This is a genomic window from Romboutsia faecis (genome assembly GCF_014323405.1).
GTDB lineage: Bacteria > Bacillota > Clostridia > Peptostreptococcales > Peptostreptococcaceae > Romboutsia_E > Romboutsia_E faecis.
This window is the reverse complement of the sequence record NZ_JACRWE010000002.1, coordinates 165,930-179,053: the sequence shown is the minus strand read 5'-3', so window position 1 is coordinate 179,053 and position 13,124 is coordinate 165,930. Positions and strand designations below refer to the sequence as shown.

The 13,124-nt window shown below is 28.7% G+C and carries 10 protein-coding genes; 1 reads left to right on the top strand and 9 read right to left on the bottom strand.

Going from position 1 to position 13,124, the window contains the following annotated elements; translation table 11 throughout:
* Positions 1-5: 5 nt before the first annotated feature.
* From nhaC to H8923_RS04130, 8 genes are all read right to left on the bottom strand, one after another.
* Positions 6-1,439, bottom strand: a complete 1,434-nt coding sequence (gene nhaC / locus H8923_RS04165) for a Na+/H+ antiporter NhaC (protein WP_153923928.1) — start codon at positions 1,437-1,439, stop codon at positions 6-8.
* A gap of 208 nt (positions 1,440-1,647) precedes the next feature.
* On the bottom strand, positions 1,648-3,648 hold the full coding sequence (locus H8923_RS04160) for a sigma-54 interaction domain-containing protein (protein WP_153923926.1): 2,001 nt from the start codon (positions 3,646-3,648) through the stop codon (positions 1,648-1,650).
* A gap of 126 nt (positions 3,649-3,774) precedes the next feature.
* The gene (rsmH, locus tag H8923_RS04155) at positions 3,775-4,710 is read right to left on the bottom strand and encodes a 16S rRNA (cytosine(1402)-N(4))-methyltransferase RsmH (RefSeq protein WP_153923924.1); all 936 of its coding nucleotides are present in this window, start codon (positions 4,708-4,710) and stop codon (positions 3,775-3,777) included.
* 18 nt (positions 4,711-4,728) lie between these two features.
* Complete coding sequence (lgt, locus tag H8923_RS04150) at positions 4,729-5,478, bottom strand: prolipoprotein diacylglyceryl transferase (protein WP_153923922.1); 750 nt, start codon at positions 5,476-5,478, stop codon at positions 4,729-4,731.
* 11 nt (positions 5,479-5,489) lie between these two features.
* On the bottom strand, positions 5,490-6,269 hold the full coding sequence (locus H8923_RS04145) for a tyrosine-protein phosphatase (RefSeq protein ID WP_153923920.1): 780 nt from the start codon (positions 6,267-6,269) through the stop codon (positions 5,490-5,492).
* A gap of 119 nt (positions 6,270-6,388) precedes the next feature.
* Positions 6,389-7,675: an EF-P 5-aminopentanol modification-associated protein YfmH gene (yfmH, locus tag H8923_RS04140; RefSeq protein WP_153923918.1), complete on the bottom strand. Its 1,287-nt coding sequence runs from the start codon at positions 7,673-7,675 to the stop codon at positions 6,389-6,391.
* A gap of 11 nt (positions 7,676-7,686) precedes the next feature.
* Entirely contained in the window at positions 7,687-8,949 is a 1,263-nt protein-coding gene (gene yfmF / locus H8923_RS04135; protein ID WP_153923916.1) for an EF-P 5-aminopentanol modification-associated protein YfmF, read from the bottom strand.
* A gap of 1 nt (position 8,950) precedes the next feature.
* The gene (locus H8923_RS04130; RefSeq protein ID WP_153923914.1) at positions 8,951-10,069 is read right to left on the bottom strand and encodes a hypothetical protein; all 1,119 of its coding nucleotides are present in this window, start codon (positions 10,067-10,069) and stop codon (positions 8,951-8,953) included.
* Positions 10,070-10,354: 285 nt separating this feature from the next.
* Between H8923_RS04130 and ychF the strand changes: the two genes are divergently transcribed.
* Positions 10,355-11,452, top strand: coding sequence for a redox-regulated ATPase YchF (ychF, locus tag H8923_RS04125; protein WP_153923912.1), 1,098 nt, complete (start codon positions 10,355-10,357; stop codon positions 11,450-11,452).
* A 110-nt stretch (positions 11,453-11,562) separates the two neighbouring features.
* Here ychF and H8923_RS04120 read toward each other — a convergent pair whose 3' ends face one another.
* Positions 11,563-13,002: a carbon starvation CstA family protein gene (locus tag H8923_RS04120; protein ID WP_153923910.1), complete on the bottom strand. Its 1,440-nt coding sequence runs from the start codon at positions 13,000-13,002 to the stop codon at positions 11,563-11,565.
* Positions 13,003-13,124 lie beyond the last annotated feature (122 nt).

Genomic DNA, 13,124 nt, shown 5'->3' with positions numbered 1-13,124 from the left:
ATAAATTATGCTCCTTTTATTACGTCTTCTTTTTCACTTTTATCTATCTTAGCTATCCCAAATCCAGTAATTGCACATATTATTGCAAATATTATACCTGTATAATTAAGTATTGCCCATGGTAAGTATTCTAAAGTAGGCACCCCTAATGTTGCTGCCATATATGCTCCTGCTGCTGACCATGGTATTAAAGGAACAAGAACTGTTCCTGAATCTTCTAATGTTCTAGATAAATTCTTAGGATCTAGGTTTTTCTTTGGATAAACGTCTTTAAATAATTCCCCAGGTACAAGTATTGATAAGTATGAACTACCTGTTACAAATGCAACTGTAAAGCAAGATGCTATGGTTGATATTATTATTCCAGATGTTGATTTAACTTTTGACATTAATAAGTCAAGTACTACATCTAACATACCCGAAACACTTACTATCCCAGCAAATCCCATAGCACAGAATATAAGTACTGTTGTACTTGTTACGGATACAACTCCACCTCTATTTATAAGTTTTATTACTTCAGCCGTAGCTTCTCCTTCAAAACCAGTCATAGTTAAATCAAACCCAGAAATTAAAGATGTAAATCCATCAACTATGTTAAATCCTTGAACTATAGAACCTAAAACTATAGTAATTAAACTTGTTCCTAGCATAGTTGGTATAGTTGGCCATCTTCTTACTGAACCTAAAATTACTAATACTAGTGGTAATAATAATAACATGTTAAAGTTAAACATTGACTCTAACTGCTCCATCATTATTTTAACTGAATCTGGTGTCACTAATTCCCCAGAAGAGCTAAATCCAACAATTAAGTAAACTACTATACATACCAAAGAAGCTGGTACAGTTGTATAAAGCATATGCTTTATATGATCATATATTTCACTTCCTGCTGCCATAGGAGCTAGATTCGTAGTATCTGAAAGAGGAGATAATTTATCACCTAAGAATGCACCTGATACTACTGCACCTGCTGTAGCTGGTAATGATACTCCTAATCCTCCTGCAATTCCCATCATTGCCACACCAATAGTTCCTGCAGCTCCCCATGATGTTCCTGTTACTATAGCAAGTAATGCTGATAGTAAAAATGCTGTAACCAGTATAAACTTAGGATTTATCATTTGTACTCCATAGTATATTATCATAGGAACAGCTCCAGAAAACATTAATGCTCCTATTAAAAGCCCTACACTCCATAATATTAGTGTAGCTGGAAGTGCACTTGCTATCTTATCTACTATCGCCTTTTGCATTTCATCCCATTTATACCCTAATCTGTACGCTATTATACCTGCTATAAAAGCCGATGCTATCATTATAGGCTCTGCATTTATACCTAATACACCATAACCTATTGCCAATGCGACAATCATAAATACTATAGGTATTAAAGCTTGCAACAATGTTGGTTTTTTCTTTTTTAATGTAGTCATTTATTTTTCCTCCACACAATTAATTAAATTTTATATAATAGTGTGAAGCAAGTTCCATGCCAACTTTTAATATATGTTTTTATTTTTTTATACTTTAAAACATAAGGCTCTTAAATATTTTCTTATTTTTATTTAAAGTATGAATTTAAATTTGTTTTCCTTTATAAACCAATATAAAATAAACAAAAACCATAAAGGGTTAATTATATTACAAATTAACCCTTTCTATCCCTTTTTTCAATATTTTTGTCCCTTTTAAACCTTTATTGATATCTATATATCCATATAATCTTAACTTTTTCATGATACTTCTAATTCTACCTTCTCCAATATCATAACCTTCTTCATAAGATATAATGGATAATGTTCTCCTTCCAATCCCCTCGTACTTATAAATCTTTCGTAATACCCATAATTCTTTTTCATCTAAATCTTGTTCTAAAGATAATTTAGCCTCAAATATATCTTTATTTCCATTCTTATTAATAAGCTCAACAATATATTTAGGTAGGTCATTAATGTCTATTTTTATTCCAATCTCTTTTATTGTAGATACATATTCTACTACATTCACAAGTTCTCTTATATTGCCTGGCCAATTATAATCTTCTAATAATCTAATTGCATCTTCAGTGAAAAATGAACTCAAATCATTATTTTTAGTTACTTTAGATAAATAATATTTTAATAGTAACTTTATATCTTCTTTCCGATTTCTTAAAGGTATTGAGTATATAGGCATTACATTTAATCTATAGTACAAGTCTTCTCTAAAATTCTTCAACTTAACCTCTTCAAATAATTCTTTATTTGTAGCTGCAATAACCCTAATATCTATTGGTATAGTTTCGGTACTACCTACTGGTGTTATTTCTCTTTCTTGAAGTACTCTAAGTAATCTAGACTGTAAATATAGAGAAGCATCACCAATTTCATCTAAAAATATAGTTCCCTTATGTGCTTTTTTGAATAAACCTATTTTTCCACCTTTTTTAGCTCCTGTAAAAGCACCTTCTTCATATCCAAATAGTTCACTTTCTATTAAGTTTTCTGGAATAGCAGCAAAGTTAATTGCAATAAATGGATAATCTTTTCTTTCTGACTCATTATGTATTGCTTGTGCTAGAACTTCTTTACCTGTACCAGTCTCACCTTGTATTAAAACAGTAGAATTTGTCTTAGCTACCTTCTTAGCTAAATCTATACTCTTGGTTACAGACTTAGAGTCTCCTACCATATCATCAAATGTATACCTAGCATAGTTTTCCTTAGATCTTTCTTTCTTCCTTAATTCATCATCAATTTTATGTATATGTTTAACCTCATTAAGTACAATCATATTTCCGCTATAAAAATTATTACTTTTTATTTTTTCTTTAGAAACTAAAACCTCTCTATTGTTAATACTAATAATATCCTCTTTTAATTCTTTAAATATCGTATATATATCTTTTCCTATAATATCTTGTCTACTTATATTTAGTAAATTTATAGCTTCTTCATTTAGTACAAATACTCTATTTTCAATATCAGTATAAATAATACCATTTTTTTGATTATCCAGGATATTTGTCAAAATCTCCTTTAGCCTATTTGTTTCTTGATACATATTTATATATTTTTTAGAAATATTTATCATATCTCTGTAAAAATAAGAAGAAACTAAACTACCATATTCCTCTATACAATTTAATTTCATTAAAACTTCAATTAGACTAGTTACATCCATTCTTCTAGCACTTATATCAATAACCCTTTTTATCCCATTAGGAACTAAATGAGATTCCCCCGGTGTGATAGCCACATCAGTTTCTTTATATTCACTAATACCAGGGTAGTATTGATAATATTTAACATGATCTATTCCTTGCTTTTTTAGTTGATTTATAACTTCTTTACAACTTTCTTCAGTATCATTTACTACAAGAACATCTTTATTTTCTCTTATCTTTAAAATTTCATCTATACACTCATGCCTTATAACACGTTTTAAAACTATAAAATCAAACTCTTTATCAACTGTAAGTAAGCAAATATCTCTAACTTCTTCACTAGAGAATATCACCAAATCAGTATATAAGCAATAATCAAAGCTATCATCTACACTTAAATTAATAATTTCAAATTTATCCCCTAAAATATCTTTAAGTTGAGCCTTTATACTCAATCCTGTATGTTCACCAAAAGATATTATCAAAATCTTTTTCATAGTTTCACCCTACAATCTAATATAATTTAACTAATATTATATATCAAATCATCGAAATATTATAAATAAAATACCCTTTAAGATAAAATTTTATATCAATCTTAAAGGGTATTTTATAAAAAACTTTTATATTTTCTCTGCTACTCTAAGCTTCGCACTTCTACTTCTTGGGTTGAATTCCACTTCTTCTTTACTTGGAAGTATTGGCTTTCTAGTTATAACCTTAACCTCAGATTCCTTATCACATTGACATATAGGTAGCTCTGATGGACATATGCAGTCTAAAGCTAAATCTCTAAATGCATTTTTAACTATTCTATCTTCTAAAGAATGGAATGTTATTATACATACTCTTCCACCTTCATTCATTATAGATACTGCATCATTTATCATTTTAGTTATAACACCAAGCTCATTATTTACTTCTATTCTTATAGCTTGGAATGTTCTTTTTGCAGGATGTGGACCATCTATTCTTGCTTTTTTAGGGATAGCTTTTTTTATTATCTCAACTAACTCACCAGTAGTTTCAATTGATTTTTCAGATCTCTCTTCAACTATAAATTTAGCTATTCTTTTTGCCCAGTTATCTTCACCGTAATCTTTTATTATTTTAGTTAGTTCTTCTTCACTATAAGTATTTACAACGTCATAAGCTGAAAAGCTACATCTAACGTCCATTCTCATATCAAGCGGTGCATCTTGCATATATGAAAATCCTCTATCTGCTTCATCTAACTGATGAGAAGAAACACCTAAATCCGCTAAAACTCCATCTATTTTATGAACTCCAATTTTAGCTAACTCTTCTTTTATATTTTCAAAGTTACTATGAACAAATCTAACTCTATCTGAGTACTCACTTAATCTTTCTTTTGCTGTAGCTATTGCATTTTTATCTTGGTCAAATCCAATAAAAAGACCTTTATCAGATAATCTTTTTACTATTTCCTTTGAGTGTCCAGCCCCACCCATTGTACAGTCTACATAAACACCATCTGGTTTTATATTTAAATTATCAATGCACTCATTTAAAAGTACTGACACATGATGAAATTCCATATTACCTCCACGTACTACTTATTTTGATTCTTCTTTTTTATTATTATTTTTCTTTGATAAATAAATATGTGCTATTATTCCACCTATTACTCCAACTAAGCTTATAACTTGAGCCATTCTTAAAGGACCTATCATAAGACTATCTGTTCTAAGTCCTTCTATAAAGAATCTACCTAGTGAGTAAAGTATTATATAATAAACGGCAACTTGGCCTTCATATTTCTTTTTCTTTCTAAACATCCATAGGAATATGAATATTCCAAAATCCCATATAGATTCATAAAGGAATGTTGGATGAACCTTAACTCCATCAACCATTATTCCCCATGGTAAATTAGTTGGTCCACCATGAGCTTCTCCATTAATGTAATTACCCCATCTTCCTATTGCTTGTGCTAATGGCATACCTATTAATGCTATATCAGCCATTTTGAAAAAATTAATTTTCTTAAGCTTTGTATAAATTAATCCAGCTAAAATACCACCAATTAAAGCTCCATGTATCGCCATGCCTCCACCTCTAAAGTTTAAAATTTGAGATGGGTTTTGAGAATAAAATCCCCAATTAAAAATAACATAATACAATCTTGCTCCTAAAACACCTGCTGGTATTGCAAATATTGCTAGATTTAAAACATCATCTTCTGAAATTCCAACTCTTTCAGCTTCTTTTAGTGCTAAATAAGTTCCTAAAATCATACCAGTGGCCATTAATATACCATACCACATTACATCTATACCAAATATGGTAAATGCTACTCTATCCATAGATTTTCTCCTTATCGTTTAAATAATTTACTAAATAACCCTCTTTTTTCTTCATACATACTTGCCATAGGTATAATTATATCCTCATTTTCTATAATTAAACTTTGGTTATTTTTAAATAAATTTTCTGCTGTTTCTTTAGAATATTTACTTTTCACAAAATCATAAGCCTCTTTCAATTGTGGCCTTCTTCTTTGACTTCCATGAGCGTCACTTGCTACTATATGTACCATATTATTATCTAATAATATATCACTTACTTTTTTTATTTCTTTCCCATGTCTACCTAATATACTAGAAGCATTTACCTGAATAATAGCACCTTCTTTTATACAATCATAAACTATATTTGGATTGTCTATAATATCATTATATCTTTCAACATGTGCTAATACAGGCGTATATCCCTTAAGCTTAACTTCATAAACTACATCTGCTAGTTTTTTAGGAGTATTCATTGGTGAAAATTCTATTAACAAGTATTTACTATTATTTAAGGTATAAAAATTTAGTTCTTGTAGCTCTTCTATTATTTCATCTGTATAGTAAATTTCATTTCCTAATAAAACTTCTATATCTATATTATTTGCTTTTAATGCTACATTAAATCTATTTACTTCATCTAATAGTTCTTCTCCCATTTTATACTTAAATTCAGGATGAAAATGTGAAGTATTTACTATTTTTTTAATACCTTCGCTTTGTGCTATTCTAGCCATTTCTAAAGCTTCATCTAGATTACTTGCTCCGTCGTCAATACCTGGAAGTATGTGACAATGTATATCTATCATATTTATAGTCCCCCTTAAAATAACAATTTTATTTTAATATTAATAAATAAAACCGTATCTTAGTATTATAACACAAAAAATACGTGTCTAAAAATAGATTTAAACACGCATTTGTATATTTATTTAGGCTCTACAATAGATATAACACAATATTCTTCTTTTAAATGAGACTTTAATCTTTCTTCTATCTCCTCGAATTTTACTTCTTTTATTACTTCTAAATAATCTAATAAATTCATCCCTTTAAAGTTATATGATATAAAATTATTAGCTATAAAGTTAACAGAATCAAAGTATTTTAAGAAATGACCAATTTTCTTTTTCTTAGTTCTTTCAAATGCAGTTCTGTCTAATCCTTCTTTTTTATACTTTTCTATATATTCAAGAATTATATTCTTAACTTCTTTTGGATTTTTTGAGTCTCCACCTATAATAGTAAATCCATAATCTACTTGAGAAGAAAATCCAGAACCGAAGTTTTCATTTATTAACCCTTGCATATATAAATCTTCATAAAGAGCTGTACCTCTTTTAAATATCATGTCTATTAATATTTCAGTGATTACTTCTTTTTTCATAAGCTCTCTTCCATATATTCCTACATTATTATCTTTAAAGGCTATGTTAAACATCGGTATAGATATAGGAAACTTAGCTATAACTTCTTTTTCATTTACATAGTCTGGTTCTTCTGGATAGAACTTTTCTATTTTATGATCTAATTTTTCTATATCATAATGATTGTATTCTTTTACGACATCCATAACTTCATTTACTTCTAAGTCACCTACTACAAATAAAGTCATATTTCCCGGGTTATAAAACGTATTATAACACTTGTATAGTTCTTCTTTATTTATTTTATATATACTTTCAACTGTACCTGCTATATCTACTCTTACAGGATAATTAACATACATTGCTTTTAAACAATTGAAGTAAACATTCCAATCAGGATCATCATTGTACATTTTTATTTCTTGTTCTATTATTCCTTTTTCTTTTTCTACATTTTCATCTGTAAAGTAGGGAGTCTGAACATAATCAATTAAATGTCCTAAGCATTCATAGAAATTTTCTGTGCAAGAAAACAAGTATGCCGTCATGGTAAAATTAGTAAACGCATTAGCACTTGCTCCATACTTTGAGAATAAATCAAAGGCGTTTCCTCCATCTGGCTGTTCAAACATTTTATGTTCTAAGAAATGAGCAATTCCCTCATTAACTCTAATCTTCTTCTCTTCTCCTATAGGAATAAATTCTAACTCATTTGAACCGTAGTTAGTCGCTAAAACTGCATATTTTTTCGTAAACCCTTTCTTTGGCATAAAGTAAACGTCTAATCCATTTTTTAGCTTTTCATAATATATTTCTTCTTTTAAAATTTCATTAACGATTTTTTTCATATTATGCCTCCTTATTTACTTAAGAAATATACAGTATCAAGTTTTATATCTTTTACAACTTCAACTATATCTTCTATACTTACCTTGCTTAATTTATCTATTATTAAGTCTATTGTAGAATTTGTTTTTCCCATAGCTTGAGCAAAATAAAAATCGGACCTTCCACCTATACTATCTGATATAGTTCTCATTGAACTAATTAATGCACTCTTGCTATTTTGCAATTCTTGTTCTGATATATCTCCATTTTTTAACTTATCTAATTGTTCATTAATTAATTTTACTGTTTTTTCATAATTATCTGCTTCTATTCCAGAAGATACAAATAATATCCCCTTATACTTTTCTACTGATGAATAAACATAATAACATAAACTTTCTTTTTCTCTTACATTTATAAATAATTTAGAGTCTGGACCACCACCTAAAATATTTGAGCCCACAACTAATGTATAATATTTACCTTCATCTAAGTAGTCAATATTACTTCTATAACCCATAATAAGCTTACCTTGAGTTATATCTATTTTTTCATGGATACGTTTCACTTCTTTTATATCTTTTTTAAATTCATCTCTTGGGATATCTATTATTTCTCCTCTTTCAAATTTAAAATTCTCAGTTATAATCTTTATAACTTCATCTTCATCAAAATTTCCTTCAACAACAATATCTATAGGAGAAGTTCTTAATATTTCTCTATAGTGATCATATAGTTCTTTAGGTGTTATTTTATCAATATCTTCCTCATAACCATATTCACTTATACTATATTTTTCACCTTCACACATTTCTTCAAAAGCTCTTTCAAGTGCATATCTACCCTTATCATTTATTTTAGCTTGTATTCTATCTTTTAGGTTTTGCTTTTCTATATTTAGATATTCTTCTTTGAATCCTCCATCTATTACCAAAGGATTATTTACTATATCATTAAAGAATTCTATTACATCTTTAAATATTTTTTCGTCTAAGTATCTTTCATTAGTGCTAATAATTTTAAAACTTAATACTTGACGTTCTCCTCTTTTTGTAATATCAGCTCCCATAGATGAACCATATAAATTATCTAATTCATTAGATATTTCTCTTGCACTAGGATATTTCATACTGCCACTAGTTATAATATCCGGTATTAAAGCATTTTTTGTTACCTCATCTTTATCTAATAACCTTTGTATATATATACTTACAAGGTTAGATTTAAACTTTTCTCCAGGAATTAAAGTCAAGTTTATTTTATCACCTAAGCTTATATTTTTTATGCCTTCCATTTTACCCTCCTATTTGGCTTAGTAAGGATATTCTATTAAATATCTCTTCTACTATTAAATCGTATTTTTTATCTGTATCTATATAGTAAAACTTTGTATTTCCCATATCCAATTCATTAAGTATACTATCTACTAAGTTTTTAGTATAAATACTGTCAATTATACTTGTTGGTAGAACTATATATAGACCATCAATTCCATATTCTAACAATTCCTCACCACATTTAATTATATCCTTTTTATTATTTTCTAAAAGGGGTAATTTTATTTGAATATAGCTATTTTTTTCATCTTGTAATATATAATCTCTTATTTTCTCTCTAAATAATATATCTTGTTCTAGATTATTTTCATTTTGAAATCCTACTAAAAGAACACCAATATCTTTATTTTTAGTTGTAATATTCTTTAATATCTCATCCTTATATAACAATGCTAAGTTATTTGACTTATAAAAAGTATCTAAAATTTCTACTTGATTTAAATTATATGTACTTAAATTTAGTTTTTCATATCTTTTAATTAGAACATTAAAATCTTCGCCTTCAGTCATAAACATTGGGCAAATGATTATATTCTTATATCCTTTTGAAATAATATCTTCTATACTATTTTCAAAGTATGGATAACTATACAGATAAGAGTTTACAACCTTATAATCATTACCTAATTTTTCTCGTAAACTTGAAGCTATGTCCTCTGAATCATCTTTGAAATTACTTGACCCTAATTTTTCATAATACATCTTATAAGTATATAAATCCTTTATTGTTGTTACATATGACAATAGTCCTTTTTCAAAATAAATTTCACTTGCTCTTTCCTTTAAATCATAATTTTTGCTTTCACCTTCCGATACCAATAAAACAACTGTCTCTTCTTGATTTTCCAAAGGAGTTATTTCTCTAGTAGTTATCTTATTTCTAAATATTGAAACAGTTATTATATTAACACCAATAAAAGCAATAATAATACCATAAGCCATATATTTATAATTTCTATCTACAACTATTTGCTTATAGAAAATAAGAGTAGCTAAAATTATAAATATATTTTCCATGTATCCAGTAAGTATCAAGCTAAGAAATATGCTCACAAACAAAAGTGTTGAATTTAGCATAAAATCAACCCCATTATAAAATTTTACTTGCTTTACTTCACCAATAGCTTAAAAAATGTATTTGTTTATCAAGCTTTAGTAATTGGAAATTATAATTTCCGTAATATTTAATGTATAGTTTACATCTATTATATATATGATGTATAATCAGTATGTATGTCTATAATGAAGTTTGTAAATTTGTAAAATTCAGCTTAATTAGTTGTTTTCACAACCTGAGAGGTTGTATAAATTTATATATAAAATTTCAATATTAAATTAGCACAAAGAAAGGAAGATATAATTATGAAATTAGGTATAGTTGGTTTACCAAACGTAGGTAAAAGTACACTGTTTAATGCTATAACTCAAGCAGGTGCGGAGTCTGCAAACTACCCTTTCTGTACAATAGAGCCAAACGTAGGTGTGGTTGCTGTTCCAGATGAAAGATTAGATAAATTAAAAGAGTTATATGATTCAAAAAAAATAGTTCCTACTGCTATAGAGTTCTGCGATATAGCAGGTCTTGTTAGAGGAGCTTCAAAAGGTGAAGGTCTTGGTAACAAGTTCTTATCTCATATAAGAGAAGTTGATGCTATAGTTCACGTTGTTAGATGTTTCGAAGATCCTAACGTTGTTCATGTAGATGGAAGTGTTGATCCTTTAAGAGATATAGAAACTATAAACTTAGAATTAATATTCTCTGATATAGAAATATTAGAAAGAAGAATCCAAAAAAGTGCTAAAGCTGCTAAAGCTGATAAATCTGTGGCTGCTGAAGTTGAATTCTTAAAAGAAATATTAGCAACTTTAGAGGATAATAAATGCGTTAGAACAATGAGCTTCTCTGAAGATCAACAAGCTTTCGTAAATTCATTAAACTTATTAACTTCTAAGCCTGTAATTTACGCTACAAACGTATGTGAAGATGATTTAGCTGATGAAGCTGAAAATAATGAGTATGTAAATAAAGTTAGAGAGTTCGCTGCTACTGAAGGTGCTGAAGTTGTAGTTGTTTGTGCTCAAATAGAAGCAGAAATAGCAGAACTTGATACTGAAGAAGAAAAGAAGGAATTCTTAGAAACTTTAGGTCTTGAACAATCAGGATTAGATAAATTAATCAAGTCATCTTACGCGCTATTAGGACTTATATCTTACTTAACTGCTGGACCTCAAGAAGTTAGAGCATGGACTGTAAAAGTAGGAACTAAAGCTCCTCAAGCTGGTGGAAAAATCCACTCTGATATAGAAAGAGGTTTCATAAGAGCTGAAACCATAGCTTTTGATGATTTAGTAAATGTTGGTACAATGACTGCTGCTAAAGAAAAAGGTCTTGTTAGACTTGAAGGAAAAGAATATATTGTTAAAGATGGAGATGTTATATTATTCAGATTTAACGTATAATAAAAGAGTTGCTTTTTAGCAACTTTTTTTATATTTAAATTAAATAAATTTTTATACTGTAAATAAGTAAAAAAGGTAAACTCCTAGGAGTTTACCTTATATATTATATATTAAGAAATTTTTGCTTCTTTTTCAGTATTTGCTTTAAATTTATTTATATTCAGCATGAATAAAACAAATAATACTACAGCAAATATTACACCAGCTATATTAGAGAATTGAGCATTTAACTTAAATCCTTCTGGAGCTTGTAATATATATGACATACATACTGAACTCATGAATGTTGCTGGTATTAAAGTTATCCAATGGTTACCTTTGTTCTTTAATAAGTAAACAGTAGCTGTCCATAAGAATATAGTAGCTAGTGTTTGGTTAGACCAAGCAAAATATCTCCATATTATGTTAAAGTCTATTGTAGTTAAGAATATACAAACTACAAATAATGGTATAGCTAATTTAAATCTACTTAATAATCCTTCTTGCTTTATATTGAAAGCATCAGCTATTGTAAGTCTAGCACTTCTGAATGCTGTATCTCCTGAAGTTATAGGACAAGCAACAACTCCAAGTACTGCAAGTACTGCTCCTATTGGTCCTAATAATTCTTTAGATATCATACCAACTACCCCTGATTGACCTCCAAAGCTATCAAGAGCTGCTTGTATTGCTCCACCTTCTCCAAAGAATGCTATTGTAACAGCACACCATATTAAAGCAACTATACCTTCCACTACCATAGCTCCATAGAATACTCTTTTACTTTCAGATTCTCTATTTATACATCTTGCCATCATTGGTGATTGAGTAGCATGGAATCCTGATAAAGCTCCACAAGCTATAGTTGTAAATAAGAATGGGAATACAGATAATCCGCTTGGATGTAAATTTTGTAGTGTCATCTCAGGCATTACCATACTTCCATTAAAGTGACCTACTATCATAGCTCCAGCTAAACCTATTGCCATGAATAATAGTGATGCACCGAATATTGGATATATCTTACCTATAACCTTATCTACTGGTAAAACTGTCGCAACTATATAGTATACTATTATTAAAACTACCCATATAGTTTTATCTATTCCAGTCATAGATGTTAATAATCCTGCTGGAGATGTAACGAAAACTGTACCAACTAATATTAAAAGTATAACTGAGAATACTCTCATAACGTTTTTCATACCATCGCCTAAGTATATACCAACTATTTCTGATACTGAAGTACCATCATGTTTCATTGATATAACCCCAGAGAAGAAGTCATGTACTCCACCTGCAAATATTGTTCCAAACGTTATCCATAAAAATGCTACTGGACCAAATAATGCTCCCATTATAGCACCAAATATAGGACCTGTCCCTGCTATATTTAAGAATTGTATTAAGAATACTTTATGCCAAGGCATTGGCATATAATCTACACCATCTTCTAATTTTACTGCTGGAGTAGTATTTAAATCGTCTAATTTTACTGACTTTGATACATAAGTACCGTAAGTAAAGTATCCGATTATAAGAATTGCTAAACAAGTTATAAATGTTATCATACCGTTTTCTCCTTATTCGAAAATTTATTTTATTTATTATTAATGCTCTTTAAGAATAACGTTTTTCCTAAATAATAAGAAGTTTTTTTGTATGAAATGCATTTATTTTACATGAAATGCAT

Bases quoted from the DNA above. Each gene is read 5' to 3' on its own strand.
- ychF (WP_153923912.1), top strand. From the start codon at position 10,355: ATGAAATTAGGTATAGTTGGTTTACCAAACGTAGGTAAAAGTACACTG.
- H8923_RS04160 (WP_153923926.1), bottom strand. From the start codon at position 3,648: ATGAAAAAGATTTTGATAATATCTTTTGGTGAACATACAGGATTGAGT.
- H8923_RS04130 (WP_153923914.1), bottom strand. From the start codon at position 10,069: ATGCTAAATTCAACACTTTTGTTTGTGAGCATATTTCTTAGCTTGATA.
- nhaC (WP_153923928.1), bottom strand. From the start codon at position 1,439: ATGACTACATTAAAAAAGAAAAAACCAACATTGTTGCAAGCTTTAATA.
- yfmH (WP_153923918.1), bottom strand. From the start codon at position 7,675: ATGAAAAAAATCGTTAATGAAATTTTAAAAGAAGAAATATATTATGAA.
- H8923_RS04145 (WP_153923920.1), bottom strand. From the start codon at position 6,269: ATGATAGATATACATTGTCACATACTTCCAGGTATTGACGACGGAGCA.
- H8923_RS04120 (WP_153923910.1), bottom strand. From the start codon at position 13,002: ATGATAACATTTATAACTTGTTTAGCAATTCTTATAATCGGATACTTT.
- lgt (WP_153923922.1), bottom strand. From the start codon at position 5,478: ATGGATAGAGTAGCATTTACCATATTTGGTATAGATGTAATGTGGTAT.
- rsmH (WP_153923924.1), bottom strand. From the start codon at position 4,710: ATGGAATTTCATCATGTGTCAGTACTTTTAAATGAGTGCATTGATAAT.
- yfmF (WP_153923916.1), bottom strand. From the start codon at position 8,949: ATGGAAGGCATAAAAAATATAAGCTTAGGTGATAAAATAAACTTGACT.